This is a genomic window from Streptomyces sp. NPDC051105 (genome assembly GCF_040682795.1).
GTDB lineage: Bacteria > Actinomycetota > Actinomycetes > Streptomycetales > Streptomycetaceae > Streptomyces.
Genome location: NZ_JBFBBR010000007.1, coordinates 277,794 through 293,836 on the forward strand (window position 1 = coordinate 277,794; position 16,043 = coordinate 293,836).

Sequence of the window (16,043 nt, forward strand, 5' to 3'; positions counted from 1 at the left end):
GGGCCCCAGGACGATCCCGGATCAAGGGGCGTCCGGTCAGACCAGGTTGGTCTCCGGGCGGGAAGCGTCGGCCGCGAACCGGCCGGCGCCGAGCGGACGGACGTCGAGGAAGGGGGCGCGGCCCAGGTAGAGGTCGCGGATCACCTCGCCGACGGCCGGGCCCTGGAGGAAGCCGTGGCCGGAGAACCCGGTGGCGTACAGGAACCGGGAGACCGAGGTCGCCTCGCCGATCAGGGCGTTGTGGTCCGGGGTGTTCTCGTACAGGCCGGCCCAGCCGCCGGTGCGGCGCAGGTCGAGCAGGGCGGGCGCGCGCCGCTCCATCGCCGCGCACAGGCGCGGGATCCAGCGGTCGTGCGGGTCGGTGGCGAAGCCCGGCCGCTCGTCCGGGTCGGACATGCCGAGCAGCAGTCCCGGGCCTTCGGCGTGGAAGTACAGGCTGGTGCTGAAGTCGATGGTCATGGGAAGCGTCGGCGGCAGCCCCGGGACCGGTTCGGTGACCGCGATCTGGCGGCGCAGCGGCTGCACCGGCAAGTCGACGCCGGCCATCGCGCCGACCGCCCTCGACCAGGCCCCGGCCGCGCAGACCACCGTGTCGGTGGCGATCCGGCCGAGGGTGGTGTGCACGGCGGTGATGAGGGCGCCGTCCTGTTCGATGCCGGTGACCTCGGTGTGACGCAGTATCCGGGCGCCGTGGGCGCGGGCGGCGGCCGCGTAGCCGTGCACGACGGACTCGGGGGTGCAGTGTCCGTCGTCCGGGGAGTAGGCGGCGGCCACCAGTCCGTCGGTGGCGATCAGCGGGGAGAGCCGGGCCGCCTCTTTCGGGGTGAGCATCCGGCTGGGCACGCCGAGGTGGTTCTGGAGCCGGACGCCTGCCTCGAAGGAGGCGACCTCCTCGGGGGTGGACAGGAGGAAGAGGTAGCCGACGCGGCGCAGCCCGATGTCGTACCCGACCTCCTGCCCGAAGCGGGCGAAGGCCTCTAAGCTGCGCGCGCCCAGCTGGATGTTGAGCTCGTCGGAGAACTGGGCGCGCACCCCGCCGGCGGCCTTCGAGGTGGATCCGGCGGCGAGTTCGTCCCGTTCGACGAGGACGACGTCACGGACGCCCGCGTTCGCCAGGTGGTAGGCGATGCTGGTGCCCATCACCCCGCCGCCGATGATCACGACCTGGGCTCGAAGATTCACGCGTGCGCCTCCTGTCGGTCTCTCCTGTTCCTTCCCCGGGAGGCCACCCGGTACCTCAGGACCAGTGCGCCACCGCGTCGAGGTGGGGCAGCACGTGGTCGAGGCGCTCGCGCTTGGTCCGCAGATACGTGATGTTGTTCTCGCACGGCTCGATCAGCAGCGGGACCGTCTCGGCGACCTCGATGCCGTGGCGTACCAGGGACTCCCGTTTGCGCGGGTTGTTGGACATCAGGCGGACCGAACTCACCCCGAGGTCACGCAGGATGCCGGCGGCGACGCCGTAGTCGCGGGCGTCGACGGGCAGCCCGAGCGCGAGGTTGGCCTCGACCGTGTCGAGACCCTCCGCCTGGAGTGCCATCGCGCGCAGCTTGGCGAGCAGCCCGATGCCGCGGCCCTCGTGTCCCCGCAGGTAGACGACGATGCCGCTGCCCTCGGCCACGACCGCGCGCAGGGCGGCGGCCAGCTGGTCGCCGCACTCGCAGTGCTGGGAGCCGAACGCGTCGCCGGTCAGGCACTCCGAGTGCAGCCGGGTCAGCACCCGGTCGCTGTCGATGTCCCCGTAGACCAAAGCCACTTGCTCGTCACCGCGCTCGTGGTCCAGGTAGCCGATCGCCTGGAATTTCCCGTAGACGGTGGGCAGCGGTGCATTGACGACGCGTTCCACGCCCGAACGCCGTGGGGACTTCTTGCCGAGTACGCCGATGTTCTCTGTCATGATCTGATTCCTAAGAGGAGACGAAAGGCCGTGAAAAAGATGAATGGTTCGGGCGCGCGTACGGCGGCATACGGCTTGTTGCCGGCGGACACCACGGAAGAGGTACGGACCAGGGGGGCGGGCGTTTCAACTCAGGTCGCCGTCCTTCCCGTGGGGAGCTTCGAACAGCACGGCCCCTTCCTTCCGCTGGCGACGGACACGCTCGTCGCCTGTGCCGTCGCCCGGGAGATCGCCGCCGCGTTCCCGGTGCACCTCCTTCCGCCGGTGACCGTCTCCTGCTCGCACGAGCACGCGGCCTGGCCGGGGACCGTCAGCATCTCCTCGGTGACCCTGCACGCGATGGTCAGGGACATCGCAGAATCGTTGCACCGCTCGGGTGTCGAGGCACTGGTCGTGGTCAACGGCCACGGCGGCAACTACGTGCTGGGCAATGTCGTCCAGGAGGCGTCCGCACGGGGCGAGCGGATGGCGCTGTACCCGGCCGCGGAGGACTGGGAGACAGCGCTCGGACGGGCCGGGGTGGAGACCTCGGCGCTCACCGACATGCACGCGGGAGAAATCGAGACCTCGATTCTGCTGCACGCTCATCCCGAATTGGTCCGCCCTGGTCACGAGTCCGCCGATTTCACCGCTGACGACCGCCGTCATCTCCTCACCGTGGGAATGTCCGCCTATACCGAGTCGGGCGTCATCGGCCGTCCCTCCCTGGGGTCGGCGGAAAAGGGGAAGGAACTCCTGGCGAGCCTGGCCGACTCCTTCGGCGCGGTTTTCGAACTGCTCACCGCGGGGCGGGCGTAGCGCATCCCCGCGTACCAGCGGAAGACCAGGACCACCAGCCCCGGCAGGGCCGCCACGAAGCTGAGCACGCCGTAGACGACGGCCGTGGCGAGCCCGGTGTCCGCGCCGAGGCCCGCCGCGGCGAACGCCCAGGCGGTGACGCCTTCCCGGGGGCCCCAGCCGCCGACGTTCAGCGGCAGGCCCATGGCGACCAGGGCGAGGACCGCGATCGGCGTCAGCGCGGCCACGGAGGCGGCGGAGCCGGCGACCCGGGCGGCCACCACGAACATCCCGACGTGCCCGGCGAGGACGACCGCCGAGGACAGCGCGACGCCCGGCCCGTTCCGCCGTGACAGCAGCGCCTGGCGGGCCTCGGCGAGCGTCGCGCGCAGGGCGCCGCCGCGCTTGCCCGGGGCCCTGTTCATGCGGACCGCGATCACGACCGCGCAGGCGCCCGCCAGGCCGGCCGCGGCCAACGGGGCGAAGCTGCGCGCCTGGTCGCGGACCGGCGAGGGCAGGATCAGCAGCGCGCCCGCGCCGAACACCGTCAACGCGATCTGCCCCGCGGTCCGTTCCAGGACGACCGCGCGCACCCCGCGCCCGACGTCGCCCTCGCTCTGCCCGTGCCTGACCGCCCGGTGCACATCGCCGAGGACCCCGCCGGGCAGGGCCGCGTTGAGGAACAGCGCACGGTAGTAGTCGCCGACGGCGGGCCCGAGCGGCAGCCGCAGGCCGAGGCTGCGGGCCACCAACTGCCAGCGCCAGGCGCTCAGTACGGTCGTGACCGCGCCGATCACCAGGCCGGCGACCAGCGTCGGGGTGTCGATGCGGCGCAGTCCGTCGAGGAAGACGCCGGTGCCGAGCCGCCACAGCAGCACGGCGATGATGGCGACTCCGGCAACGGTGCCCAGGTGGGTGCGTACAGCGCGGAAAGTGAGGCGCCGGGGCATGGTCACCGGGGTGACGGGGGCGGTCTCACGGACCAGGGTGGGGGTGGTCATGAGGTGCCTCCGGTCGGCCGGGCGAGCGCCAGCAGGTCGCTGTGGTGCACGACGACCCGCAGTTCGCCGGCCGCGCAGGCGGCGAGCCGCTCGGCCAGGTAGGCCTGGGCGCGCTCGGCGAGTTCGGGGCGCTCCTCGACGGCCGCGCCGACCCAGCCGCGCAGCCACTGCTCGGTGAGCGCCTGCTCGTCGGGGCCGAGCCGCCAGGGGCTGGGGTGCACCTTGACGGTGGCGCCCCGGTCGGCGAACGCCTCGCAGGCGGCGGTGACCGCGTCCGGGCCGAGCATCCCGCCGCGCCGCTGGTGGGCGTTGAAGGCCTCGGTCAGCTCCGCGTCCAGCGGATGGGGGGTGCCGAACTCGACCCGTCCGGCGACCGACAGGGTGAGCAGGGCGGGGCAGCCGGCCCCGGCGCAGGCCTCCGCGAGGGTGTCGACCTCCTCCCTGGTGAGGACGTCAAGGAGCGCGGACGCGGTCACCAGCGAGGCGCCTGTCAGCGCGTCGGGGGTGAGCCGGGCGACGTCACCGCGGCGGGTCTCCACCGTGACCCGGCTGCCGTCGGCGGCCACGCGGGGCGAGGCGACGGCGGCGAAGTGCAGGAGGTAGGGGTCGCGGTCGTGCAGGATCCAGTGCTGGGCGCCGTCCAGGCGGGGCGCCAGCCAGCGGCCCATGGAGCCGGTGCCGCAGCCCAGGTCGTGCACGACGACCCCGCCTGCCCGGCCGGGCAGGTTGGCCAGCCGGATCCGCAGCGGATCCAGCAGATCGTGCGCCCGGGCGGCCGCGTCCGCGCTCTCCCGCAGCTCCAGCCACTCGGGGGCGTACCGCGGCGGCTCCTCCGGCGCACTCTCGCGCAGGCGTACGGTGGCCCGCTCGCCGAGGCGTACGACGGGACCGGCCCCGGCTATCACCTCGGACTGTCCGGGCTCCCCGGAGGCTGCGGCATCCATCGGCTCTCGTCCCACCCCTGCATCCGTAACATCCCTGGGTCCGGGCTGCGCGGGGATCGCGCCGACCGGAGTAGTGGTCGTCGTCTCGCTGGTCATGCCGCCCTCCGGGGTTCGTCGGGGAGCCTCAGCAGAACCCCGGCCAGGCTGCGGGCGGTGGTCGCCCAGCCGTCGAGCGCCGCCCGCCGGCCGCGCGCGGCGGCCTTCAGACGACGGCGTACGTCCGCCTCGCCGAACCAGCCGCGCAGTTCGGCGGCGAGCGCGGCGGGGTCCTCCGGCGGCACGAGGATGCCGGGTACCCCGCCGTCAGGAGCCCTACCCACCGCCTCCGGCAATCCGCCGACGTCGGTGGCGAGCACCGGGATGCCCCGGGCGAGGGCCTCGGTGACCGCCATGCCGTAGGTCTCGGCGTACGAGGTGAGGACCATCAGGTCGGCGGCGGCGTAACTGGCGTCGAGGTCGGCTCCCGAGCGGGGGCCGGCGAGGTGCAGCCGGTCCGTCAGGCCGTGCCGGGCGATCAGCGACCGCAGATGGGCGACGTACTCGGGGTCCTGGCCGAGGCCGCCGACGCAGGTGCAGGTCCACGGCAGGTCCCGGACCACGGCGAGCGCCTCGACCAGCCGGTGCTGGCCCTTGCGCGGGCTGACGGTGGCGACGCACAGCAGGTGCGAGACCCCGTCGGTGCCACCGGCCAGCGGGGCGATGTCGGCACCCGGGGCGGCGACGTGCACCCGTTCGGGTGCCAGGCCGTGGTGCGAGACCAGCCGTCGTACCGCCCAGTCGCTGGTCGCCACCACGGCAGGCACGGCGCGCAGCACCATGCGCTCCCGGGCGTCCAGGTCGGCGGCCACGGCCGGCTCCAGCCCGGTCTCGTCGCCGAGCGGGAGGTGCACCAGGACGGCGAGCCGCAGCCGTTCGGCCTCCGGTACGACGATCTCGGGGACCCCGCACGCCACCAGGCCGTCAAGCAGGACGACCGCGCCGTCGGGCAGCTCCCGCAGGGTGCGGGCGAGGGTGTCCCGGGCGGCCGCGTCGGGGCGCGGCCAGGAGCCGGCCACCGGGTGCCTGGTGACCTGCCAGCCGAAACCGGGCAGGTCCAGGCAGACCCGCCGGTCGTAGGCGTTGCCGCCGCTCGGGGTGGCCAGGTCGTCGACACCGCCCGGCATGACGAAGTGCACGATACGCAGGGACATGGGGAGGATCCCGATGTTCGCGGGGGCGTTCTCGCCGGCCGGGTCGGTGGTCGCCGCGCGCTGCGCGGGCACGTAGGTGAGGGCCGGTGCCCGGCCGATGCTCACGTCGGTCACAGGGCACGCTCGTAACTCGCCCAGGCGACATGCGACTCGTGCAGGGTGACGGTCAGGCCCGCGAGGCCGCGGGCGCCCTCGCCCAGGGCGCCCTTCTCGATCCGCTCGGCGAGCCGGTCGGCGATGACCTTGGCCAGGAACTCCGTGGAGGTGTTGATCCCGGCGAAGTCCGGCTCGTTGTCCAGGTTTCGGTAGTTCAGCTCGCTGACCACGGCGCCGAGTTCCTGGGTGGCAAGACCGATGTCGACGACGATGTTGTCGTCGTCGAGCTGCTCACGGCGGAAGGTGGCGTCCACGAGGAACGTGGCGCCATGCAGGCGCTGCGCGGGCCCGAACACGTCGCCGCGGAAACTGTGGGCGATCATGATGTGATCGCGGACGGTGATGCTGAACAACGGACGACCCTCCAGGTGCGGCGCGTCTGGTCCCCCGGCTGATCCCTGCCGGGGGATGCCCTTAATACGGCTCTCGGCTTCCCCGTGTTCAGTCCACTCTCACTCTTTTCTCAGGTCAGGACCTCTTGGCCGCCCGCATTGGACGTTCCGTCAGCCGATATCGCCGTAGCGGACCCGGTGGCAGAGCGCCGGGATCTGCCCGGAGGCGAGTTTCGGGAGCACCTCCGGCAGCTCTTCGAACGCGCTTTCCCCGGTGATGAGGGCGTCCAGCGCGGGATCGGCGAGCAGGTCGAGGGCCAGGGCGAGCCGGTCGGCGTAGGTACGGCCGGCCCGGGCGGCCGGGGAGACGGTGCCGACCTGGCTGCTGCGCACGGTGAGGCGGCGGGAGTGGAAGGCCTCGCCGAGCGGCAGGGCGATGCGCCGGTCGCCGTACCAGCTCAGTTCGAGGACCGTGCCCTCGGGGGCGAGGAGCTCCAGGGCGCGGGTGAGGCCCTGTTCGGTGGCGCTGGCGTGGACGACCAGGTCGCAGCCGTCGAGGGCGTCCTCGGGCGTCGCGAAGTCCACCCCCAGCGCCTCGGCGGTCTTCGCCCGGGCCGGGTCGGCGTCGACCAGCTGGAGCCGTACGCCGGGGAAGCGGGCGAGGAGGGCGGTGACCGAGCAGCCGACCATGCCGCCGCCGATCACCGCGATCCGGTCGCCGACCAGGGGCGCGGCGTCCCAGAGGGCGTTCACGGCGGTCTCCACGGTGCCCGCGAGCACCGCACGCGCCGGTGGTACCCGCTCCGGTACCACCGTCACCGCGGTCACCGGAACGACGTAACGCGTCTGATGCGGATACAGGCAGAACACCGTACGCCCGATCAGCTCAGCAGGGCCCGCCTCCACGACGCCGACGCTGAGGTAGCCGTACTTCACCGGCCCGGGGAACTCGCCCTCCTGGAACGGCGCCCGCATCACCGCGTGTTGGCTCTCCGGCACCCCGCCCCTGAACACCAGTGTCTCGGTGCCCCTGCTGACTCCCGAGTACAGCGCGCGCACCAGCACCTCGCCCTCGCCGGGCTCCGCGAGGGTGACGTCACGCAGCTCTCCGTGGCCCGGAGAGCGGAGCCAGAACGCGCGGGCCGAGGAGTTCATCGGCATCCTCCTGAACGATCGGGAAGTTGTTCACGTACCGAGATGTGCACAGCGAGAAGTGCACAGTCCGCGCACAGTACGCGGCGTTGATCGACTCTGTCACTCGGCCGGAGGAACGTGCGGTGGCCCTGAACAACACTTACGAAGCCAGGCTGGTCCAGCAGGAGACCGCTGTGGGAGCGGGCGTACAGATCCTGTTGCTGGTCCTGCTCGGGTCGGCGATCGGCATGGGTCCGGCCGGATGGCTGACGGGGCTCGCGTTCGCCGTCGCCACCTGGGCGGTGCTCTCCCGGGCCCTGCACCGCACCCGGCCGCGCACCTTCGGCCCGGCGAACCGGGTCACCCTCGGCCGCGCGATCCTGGTCGGCGGTGTGACGGCCCTGGTCGCCGACTCCTTCGAGAGCTCCCCGCCGGTCACCCTCCTGGTCGGCCTGACCGCCGTCGCCCTCATCCTCGACGGCGTCGACGGCAAGGTGGCCCGCCACACGGGTACCTCCACGGCCCTCGGCGCGCGCTTCGACATGGAGGTCGACGCATTCCTGATCCTGGTGCTGAGCGTGTATGTCTCGACGCAGCTGGGCCCGTGGGTGCTGCTGATCGGCGCGATGCGCTACGCGTTCGTCGCGGCGGCGAAGGTCGCGCCCTGGCTGAACGCCCCGCTGCCGCCGTCGATGGCCCGCAAGACCGTCGCCGCGATCCAGGGCATCTGCCTGCTCCTCGCGGGCGCCGACCTGCTCCCGTACCTGGCCAACCTGGGCGTGGCGCTCCTGGCCCTCGGCTCCCTGCTGTGGTCGTTCGGGCGCGATGTGGTGTGGCTGTGGCGGAACTCGCGGGAGGCGGAGGCGACGGTGACGGAGCGGGAGACGGCGCCGACGGGGGCGGTAGCGGTGATGGGGCGCGAGGCGACGCCGACGGGGGCCGCGGTCGTGGAGGAGGAGCGCATGGAGGCCCGTGCGGCCGAGATGCGGCTGACGGTGCGTGTGGAGGCGCGGGTCGAGGTGCGCGCGGAGGAGAGGGAGATGCTGGAACTGGCGGTTCGGTGAACTGACCGAGCACGGCGCGGGGCCCGGACCGGGGGATGGTCCGGGCCCTTGCTGTTTCTGTGTGCCTACGAGCGTGGGCCAACAGGCGTGGCGTCAAGGTTCGTTGGCCTACCGCTGTTGACCTACGGGCGTTGGCCTACGCGCGTGGGCCAACATGTATGGGCCTACGCGTGTGGGCCTACGGCCGTTGACGCCTACGCGTGCGGGCCTACGGCCGTTGGCACCTACGACCGTGCCCCCGCGCCCGCACGAAGGCGAACGTGCCGCCGCCAGGCCCAGCGCGCCGACGATCAGGCCCGCGATGCCGAGGCCGCGCGCGGTGGAGTCGTTGGAGTCGGCCGACGCGGTCGTCGTCGCCTTGGAGACGGCGGGGGACGACGCCACGGCCTCGACCGCACCGGCGACACAGAGCAGCGCCCAGAGGGCCGGGCCCGAGGGGGCCGGGCCCGAGGGGGCCGGGCCCGAGGGGGCCGGGCCCGAGGGGGCCGGGCCCGAGGGGGCCGGGCCCGAGGGGGCCTGTGCCCCGGCTACTTCTTCTGCTCCACCCGCACCCAGTCCACCTCCGCCTGCACTCCCCCGGCCGCGATCTTGTCCACGCTGGACTGGGGCAGGCCCCAGTAGGGGCTCGTCACCTGGTTCCAGCCGGCCGGGTAGGCGCCGCCGAGGGCGAGGTTGAGGATGACGTACTGGTTGTGGTCGTAGACCCACTGGCCGCGCGTGGACTCCACCTTGTTGCGGGTCGTCTCCTGGACCAGGGTCGCGTCGACGTAGAAGCGCATCGCCGTCGGCGTCCACTCGACCGCGTAGGTGTGCCACTGGTCGACGGTGCCGCCGTTGGGGAAGGTCTGGCGGGCGCCGATGTTGCCGTCGGCCGAGTAGCCGGGGCCGTGCAGCGCGGTGCTGGTCCACGTCGGGTAGCCGATGTTCTCCATGATGTCGGTCTCGCCGGAGGCGGGCCAGGAGACCGACGGGTTGTCGACGTTGCTGCCCAGCAGCCAGAAGGCGGGCCAGTAACCGTCGCCGACCGGGAGTTTCATGCGGGCGCTGACCTTGCCGTACGTGAAGTCGAAGTGGGTGTTGGTGTCGATGCGGCCGGACGTGAAGTCGTAGGTGCCGCCGCCCGCCTGGGTGCAGCCCTTGCAGTACTTCGCCTTCAGGAGCAACTCGCCGTTCTGCGTCTGGATATTGTTCGTCGAGTCGACGTACGCCTGGGACTCGCCGTTGACCGGGCCCATCTCGGTGCCGGTGCGGACGACCCGCCACTTGGAGCGGTCGAGTGCGGCGCCGGTGAAGTCGTCGAAGAACGTGGTCTGGTAGGTGCCCGACTGGTCGCCCGGGAGGGCTGGGTAGGCCGCCGACGCGCTGCCGCCGGTGCCCCAGACCTGGAACTCATAGAGGGAGTAGCCGAACTGGGCGGTGTAGGGGGCCGGGTTGTAGAAGCTGCGGCGCTCCTTGCCGAGCATCCGGACGTAGCGGCCGGTCGCCGGGGAGGGCAGGGTGACGGTGTCGTGCAGGCCCGCCGCGTCCCCGGGGGCGGCGACGTTCGCGCGGCGGGCGGCGATGGCCGCGGCCGAAGGTTCGTACACCGTGCGCCAGTTGACGTTGTCGTCGGAGACCTGGAGCAGGTAGTCGACCGCGAACGCGGACTCCCAGTACAGGTCCACGGAGGAGATCGTGGAGGTGGCGCCCAGGTCGACCGAGATCCAGCGGTCGGCGTTCCAGTCGCTCGACCAGCGGGTGTAGTCGCCCTTCAGGTCGGCCGGCCAGCCGCCGTCGGTGGCGAACGCCGGTGAATTGCCCGCGTGCTGGTAGTAGTTGGAGTACGCCGGGTGGTTCAGGGCGAGGTTGCTCCGGATGGTCGACGCCGGGGCCGGTTCGCCGCCGTAGACCTTGAAGTTCCAGAGCGAGTAGCCGTAGGGGGTGGCGCGTTCGAGGCCGCGCATCCGGACGTAGCGGCCGGTGACCTCCTGCGGGTAGGTGCTCGCGGTGACGGAGCCACCGGTGCCCGCGGTCTCGGTGTAGAACGGCGTCCAGTCCGTGCCGTTCTTCGAGGCCTCCAGGACGTACCTCTTGCCGTAGGCGGCCTCCCAGTCGAGAACCACGCGGTCGATGCGGATGGTGGTGCCGAGGTCGATCCGGATCCAGGCGTCGTCCGCGAAGTTGCTGGACCAGCGGGTCGCGCCGTTGCCGTCGAAGGCCAGGCCGGGGCTGGTGCCGCCGTTCTCGCTGCCGGAGGCGGTGACGGCGTTCGGGTTCGCCGTGTAGGCGGTGTTCGCCCGATCGGTGTCCCAGGTCACGGCGGCAGCGGCGGCGGACGCCGGTACGGCCAGAACCGGGCCCGAGGCCAGCAGGGCGGCTGTCGCGAGGGCGGCCAGGAGGGTGCGGGGGATGCGGGTTGGCATGCGGGTCTCCCGAGTGTCGATGGTGCACCTGTTGTGTTCATGACAGATCAGAGTGCGGTGTCCACGGACCGTCGTGCATGCGTGTGAGAGTGCGGTGCGGTGGGCGCGGAACTCCCCTGGTCCGCGCCCACCGCGGTTCCGGTCAGGCCGCCCGGCGGGCCGATCCCCGGTGGTCGCGGATGATGTCCGCGTACCGGTGGCCGCTGCCCTTGATGGTGCGGACCTGGGTGCGGTAGTCGACGTGGACCAGGCCGAACCGCTTCTCGTAGCCGTACGCCCACTCGAAGTTGTCCAGCAGCGACCAGGCGAAGTACCCGGCCAGCGGGGCGCCCTTGCGGGCCGCCGAGGCACAGGCGGCGAGGTGGCCGGCCAGGTACTCCTGGCGCTCGGGGTCGTCGATCGTGCCGTCGGGACGGACCACGTCCGGGTAGGCCGAGCCGTTCTCGGTGACGTAGAGCTTGCGGGCGCCGTACTCCTCGGTGAGGCGCAGCAGCAGCGTCTCGATGCCGCTCGCGTCGATCTCCCAGTCCATGCCGGTCCGCGGCACGTCGGGGCGGCGCACCGAACGGGCGTAGGGGGCAGGCCCGTCGGGGTCGTTCTCGATGTACGCCGGGAAGTAGTAGTTCAGGCCCAGCCAGTCGAGCGGGGTGGCGATGGTCTCCAGGTCGCCGGGGCGCTCGGGGAGTTCGACGCCGTACGTCTCGACCATGTCGGCCGGGAAGCCGCGGCCGTGCACCGGGTCGAGCCACCAGCGGTTGACGTGCCCGTCGTGGCGGCGGACGGCGGCCTGGTCCTCGGGACGGTCCGAGGCGGCGAACACCGTGGAGAGGTTGTTCACGATGCCGACCTCGGCGCCCGGCGCGGCGGCGCGGATCGCCTGGGCGGCCAGACCGTGGCCGAGGAGCAGGTGGTAGGAGGCGCGGACGGCGGCCGTGAGGTCGGTCAGGCCCGGGGCCATGGTGCCCTCCAGGTGGCCGATCCAGGCCGAGCAGGAGGGCTCGTTGAGGGTGGTCCAGTGCCGGACCCGGTCACCGAGGCGTTCGGCGACCACGGAGGCGTAGGCGGCGAAGTGCTCGGCGGTCGCCCGCTCGGGCCAGCCGCCCCGGTCCTGCAGGGCCTGCGGCAGGTCCCAGTGGTAGAGGGTGACCGACGGCGTGATCCCCGCCGCCAGCAGGGCGTCGATCAATTCGTCGTAGAAGTCGAGGCCCTTGGCGTTGACCGGGCCGTCGCCGCCGGGCCGCACCCGCGGCCAGGCGATCGACAACCGGTAGGCGTTGGTGCCGAGCCGGCCCATCAGGGCGATGTCCTCGCGCCAGCGGTGGTAGTGGTCGCAGGCGATGTCGCCGTTGTCGTCGCCCGCGATCTTCCCCGGCGTGTGCGAGAAGGTGTCCCAGATGGAGGGTGAGCGGCCGTCCTCGGCGACGGCTCCCTCGATCTGGTACGCCGCGGTTGCCGTGCCCCACAGGAAGTCGTGCGGGAGTGCGGCGAGGTCGATGGTCACGTAATTCCTTTCGCGACAAGCTTCGGAACTAAAGGGGTTCACTTGACGGCGCCCGCCGTCAGCCCGGCGACGAGGTAGCGCTGGAGCAGCAGGAAGCCGGCCACGACGGGGACGCTCACCACGAGCGAGGCGGCCATGATCTGGTTCCAGTAGACGTCGTACTGCGTGGAGTAGCCCTGCAGGCCGACGGCGAGGGTGCGGGTGGTGTCGTTGGTCATGACCGACGCGAAGAGCACCTCGCCCCAGGCGGTCATGAAGGCGTAGACGGCGACCGCGACGATCCCCGGGATCGCGGCCGGCACGACCACCCGGAACAGCGCGCCGAGCGGCCCACAGCCGTCCACCAGCGCCGCCTCGTCCAGGTCCCTGGGCACCGAGTCGAGGTACCCGATCAGCATCCAGATCGAGAACGGCAGCGAGAACGTCAGGTAGGTGAGGATCAGGCCGCCGCGGGAGCCGAACAGCGCGATGCCGGTGGCGTTGCCGATGTTGACGTACATCAGGAACAGCGGGAGCAGGAAGAGGATGCCCGGGAACATCTGCGTGGACAGCACGGTGACCGTGAAGATCCGCTTGCCGCGGAACTCGTAGCGGCTGACCGCGTAGGCGGCGAACACCGCGACCACGACCGAGCAGACGGTCGCCGCGACCGCCACGATCAGCGAGTTCACGAAGTACCGCGCGAGCGGGACCGTCGACCAGATGTCGATGTACGGGCGGATGGTCAGCCCGCTGGGCAGCCACCGGAACTTGCCGGTGACGTCCGCGAGCGGCTTCAGCGAGCTGGAGATCATCACGTACACGGGGATCAGCACGAACCCGGTGAGCAGCGTGAGGAAGATCGCCCGGGCCCAGAGGAAGGAGCGCGGCGGGGCCATCGGCGAACTGGGGCTAGACATCGGCGGTCCTCCGTCCGCGTGAGGTGAGCGCGAGGTAGACGCCGGTCACGACCAGCAGGAAGAGCAGCAGGAGCACGGACATCGCCGAGCCGGTGCCGAAGTTCCAGGTGACGAAGGAGGCCTGGTAGATGTGGACCGAGATGAGGTCGGCGGCCTCCGGAGCGGCCTTGCCGAACAGGACGTACGGCGTGTTGAAGTCGTTGAACGTCCACAGGAACAGGACCAGGATCAGCACCTGGTTGACCGGGCGCAGCGAGGGCAGCGTGATCCGGCGGATCTGCTGCACCATGCCGGCGCCGTCCAGGGCGGCCGCCTCGTACAGCTCCCTCGGGATGTTCTGGAGTCCGGCCATCACGATCAGGAAAGCGAACGGCCAGCCCTTCCACACCGACACGGTCAGCAGGGCGTAGAAGCTGTTGTCGCCGATCAGCCAGAAGGACGGCTTGTCGGTGAGGTGCAGCTGGTCGTGCAGGACGTGGTTCACCAGGCCGTTGTCGTGCTGGAACATGAACACCCAGGTGATGACGGCCGCGTAGACCGGCAGCGCGTACGGCACCAGGAACAGGGTCCGCAACAGGCCCCGGCCGCGGAAGGTGTCCTGCATGAACACCGCGGCCGCGGTGCCGATCAGCCAGCACAGGCCGACCGAGAGCAGGGTGAAGCCGACGGTGACGAGGAAGGAGTGCAACAGGGCCTTGCCGACCGGGGCGTTGAACTCGATCGACGTCCGGTAGTTGTCGAACCCGGACCAGGGGGCGGTGCCCCAGTCGCGGATGTAGAACTGGGTCAGCTCCTTGAAGCTCATCACGACGCCGATGACCATCGGTATCAGATGGACGAGGAGTTCGAGCAGCAGGGCGGGCAGGAGCAGCAGGTAGGGCAGTCCGATCCGGCGGATCCGCCCGGGGCGGCGGCCCGAGCCGCCCGCCGCCCCGGGGGAGTTCGCACGCACCGGCTCGTGCACGGCGGTGGTGGTGGTCGTCATGGTGCTCAGGCCGCCGGCATCTGCTGCTGGGCCTTCTCCAGCTCGGCCTTCACGGAGTCGGTGGTGACGGCGTGGCCGGCGGCCGCGGCGGCGAACAGGTTCTTCACGGCCGTACCGACGGTCGTCTCGAACTGCGACTCGGCGGCCACCTGGGGCAGCGCCGCGGCGCTGGTGGCGAGCGTGTTCTTCAGGACCGAGTTGGCCGGGGTGTTGAAGGCCGGGTCCTCCTGGGCCGCCTTGACCGGCGGGATGGAGGTGTAAGCGGTGTTGAGGATCTTCTGCTCGTCGTCGCTGGTCATGAACTTCACGAACTTCGTCGCGCCGTCGAGGTTCTTGGTGTTCTTGAAGACCGCCAGGTTGATGCCGGCGACCATCGAGTTGACCTGGGCGCCGGTGCCGGGGGTGCCGGACTGCACGGGCACGGGGGCGATGCCGTAGTCGCTGTCGCTCATGCCCTGCGACTTGAGGTTGGAGGACGCCGACTGCCACAGCAGCATCGCCAGCTTGCCCTTGGCGAAGTCGCTCACCGACTGGTTCTGCGCGTACTCGGCGTCGCTGGTCGGGATGGCCTTGTCCTTGGCCATGAGGTCGACGTACTGCTTCACCGCGGCGACGACCTTGTCGTCGGTGAAGTTGGGCTTGCGGTCGGCGGTGAAGAAGTCGGCGCCGTGCTGCTTGGCGAAGACGAAGGTGTGGTGGATGTTCTCCGACACGTTGCCGCCCTCGGCGCCGAGCACCGACTTGCCCTTGGCGGATATCTTCTTGCCGTCGGCGATCAGCTCGTCCCAGGTGACCGGCGGCTTGGCGATCCCCGCGTCGGCGAAGATCTTCTTGTTGTAGTAGAGGGCGTAGGCCATCGAGTACAGCGGTACGGCCGCCGGGTCCTTGCCCTCGGCGCCCGTGGAGCCGAGCGCGGAGTCGACGAAGCGGTCCTTGCCGCCGATCTTGTCGAAGTTCTTGGCGTCCCAGGGCAGCAGCGCACCGGTGGCCTGGAGCGAGGCGCTCCAGGTGTTGCCGATGTTCAGCACGTCGGGGCCCTGGCCGGAAGTGGTCGCGGTCAGGATCCGGTTGAGCAGGTCCGACCAGGGCACGACCTCCAGCTTGACCTTGATGCCGGTCTGCTTCTGGAACTTGTCGAGTTCCGGCTGGAGTACCTTCTTGTCGATCTCGATGCTGGCACCCTGGTTGGAGGCCCAGTATGTGAGCGTCTTCGGGGAGTCGTTGGACCCGCCCCCGGTGGACGAACCGCCACCGCAGGCCGTGGCCGCGAGGGCGAGAGACATGGTGACGGCGCCTACGGCCGCGGCTCGGATGCTGCGCATGGCTCCTGCTGTGCCTTTCCGGGAGTCGAGAACCCCGAGAGGGCTTCGCGAAGGCCGGCGCCCGCGATTGCGAAGGCCTAGACCACCGTTCGGCTTCCGAAGCCCCTCATGGCTTAATTTAGGACGTGAGTTAACCCCCCGAACAGTGACTCGTCAAGGGATCCGGCACGGGTATCCGCGCAGGCGGGCCGGGAACGCCGGGTTCCGAGCCGGTGGTACGCCCACGCCAGGCGTCGTGACCTGCGCCGAAGACACGTGACCTGGGCAGAGAGGGCCGGCGGGGCGTTCCACAACGGTTGTGTTTCGACGGAGGGACGCGGTGCGGCGGGGGGACGCGGTGCGGCGGGGACGCGGTGCGGCGGGGGGCGGGGGGCGCGGTGCGGCGGGGGATACGGCAGGGCGGGCGGGCCGTGGCTTACGGCGGGGGATGCGGCGATCG

Annotated in this window: 13 protein-coding genes and 1 pseudogene; 2 read left to right on the forward strand and 12 right to left on the reverse strand. The window is 71.3% G+C overall.

Annotated features, from left to right (window positions below; all coding sequences use genetic code 11):
- Positions 1-36 precede the first annotated feature (36 nt).
- Positions 37-1,182 (reverse strand): FAD-binding oxidoreductase, encoded by a 1,146-nt coding sequence (locus tag AB0N16_RS19860; protein WP_365798342.1) that lies wholly within the window; start codon positions 1,180-1,182, stop codon positions 37-39.
- A gap of 55 nt (positions 1,183-1,237) precedes the next feature.
- Complete coding sequence (gene ribA, locus AB0N16_RS19865) at positions 1,238-1,897, reverse strand: GTP cyclohydrolase II (RefSeq protein WP_351730600.1); 660 nt, start codon at positions 1,895-1,897, stop codon at positions 1,238-1,240.
- A 39-nt stretch (positions 1,898-1,936) separates the two neighbouring features.
- On the opposite strand from ribA, the gene AB0N16_RS19870 reads away from it, so the two are divergent.
- Complete coding sequence (locus AB0N16_RS19870; RefSeq protein ID WP_365798582.1) at positions 1,937-2,695, forward strand: creatininase family protein; 759 nt, start codon at positions 1,937-1,939, stop codon at positions 2,693-2,695.
- A gap of 98 nt (positions 2,696-2,793) precedes the next feature.
- Here the strand turns inward: AB0N16_RS19870 and AB0N16_RS19875 are convergent.
- From AB0N16_RS19875 to AB0N16_RS19895, 5 genes and pseudogenes are all read right to left on the reverse strand, one after another.
- A pseudogene (locus tag AB0N16_RS19875) lies at positions 2,794-3,675 on the reverse strand (lysylphosphatidylglycerol synthase transmembrane domain-containing protein); the annotation flags it as partial.
- Positions 3,672-4,619: a class I SAM-dependent methyltransferase gene (locus AB0N16_RS19880; RefSeq protein ID WP_365798344.1), complete on the reverse strand. Its 948-nt coding sequence runs from the start codon at positions 4,617-4,619 to the stop codon at positions 3,672-3,674. The gene AB0N16_RS19880 and the pseudogene AB0N16_RS19875, both read right to left, overlap by 4 nt.
- 92 nt (positions 4,620-4,711) lie before the next feature.
- Positions 4,712-5,923 (reverse strand): glycosyltransferase family 4 protein, encoded by a 1,212-nt coding sequence (locus tag AB0N16_RS19885; RefSeq protein ID WP_365798346.1) that lies wholly within the window; start codon positions 5,921-5,923, stop codon positions 4,712-4,714.
- Complete coding sequence (locus AB0N16_RS19890) at positions 5,920-6,318, reverse strand: 6-carboxytetrahydropterin synthase (protein WP_351699293.1); 399 nt, start codon at positions 6,316-6,318, stop codon at positions 5,920-5,922. The genes AB0N16_RS19885 and AB0N16_RS19890 overlap by 4 nt, the downstream gene beginning before the upstream one ends.
- Positions 6,319-6,468: 150 nt before the next feature.
- Positions 6,469-7,452, reverse strand: a complete 984-nt coding sequence (locus tag AB0N16_RS19895) for a dehydrogenase (protein WP_365798348.1) — start codon at positions 7,450-7,452, stop codon at positions 6,469-6,471.
- A 122-nt stretch (positions 7,453-7,574) separates the two neighbouring features.
- Here AB0N16_RS19895 and AB0N16_RS19900 point away from each other — a divergent pair, with 122 nt between their 5' ends.
- Positions 7,575-8,495, forward strand: a complete 921-nt coding sequence (locus AB0N16_RS19900) for a CDP-alcohol phosphatidyltransferase family protein (protein ID WP_365798350.1) — start codon at positions 7,575-7,577, stop codon at positions 8,493-8,495.
- A 527-nt stretch (positions 8,496-9,022) separates the two neighbouring features.
- On the opposite strand, the gene AB0N16_RS19905 is transcribed toward AB0N16_RS19900, so the two are convergent.
- The 5 genes from AB0N16_RS19905 to AB0N16_RS19925 all read right to left on the reverse strand — a co-directional run bounded on the left by AB0N16_RS19905 (position 9,023) and on the right by AB0N16_RS19925 (position 15,604).
- Positions 9,023-10,897: a discoidin domain-containing protein gene (locus AB0N16_RS19905; RefSeq protein WP_365798352.1), complete on the reverse strand. Its 1,875-nt coding sequence runs from the start codon at positions 10,895-10,897 to the stop codon at positions 9,023-9,025.
- Between the two features lie 142 nt (positions 10,898-11,039).
- Complete coding sequence (locus AB0N16_RS19910) at positions 11,040-12,398, reverse strand: GH1 family beta-glucosidase (RefSeq protein ID WP_365798354.1); 1,359 nt, start codon at positions 12,396-12,398, stop codon at positions 11,040-11,042.
- A gap of 38 nt (positions 12,399-12,436) precedes the next feature.
- A complete protein-coding gene (locus AB0N16_RS19915; RefSeq protein ID WP_365798356.1) occupies positions 12,437-13,297 on the reverse strand; it encodes a carbohydrate ABC transporter permease in 861 nt (286 codons plus the stop codon).
- Complete coding sequence (locus AB0N16_RS19920; protein ID WP_365798358.1) at positions 13,290-14,282, reverse strand: sugar ABC transporter permease; 993 nt, start codon at positions 14,280-14,282, stop codon at positions 13,290-13,292. Before AB0N16_RS19920 ends, AB0N16_RS19915 begins: the two co-directional genes overlap by 8 nt.
- A gap of 5 nt (positions 14,283-14,287) precedes the next feature.
- Positions 14,288-15,604, reverse strand: a complete 1,317-nt coding sequence (locus AB0N16_RS19925) for a sugar ABC transporter substrate-binding protein (protein ID WP_365798360.1) — start codon at positions 15,602-15,604, stop codon at positions 14,288-14,290.
- Positions 15,605-16,043 lie beyond the last annotated feature (439 nt).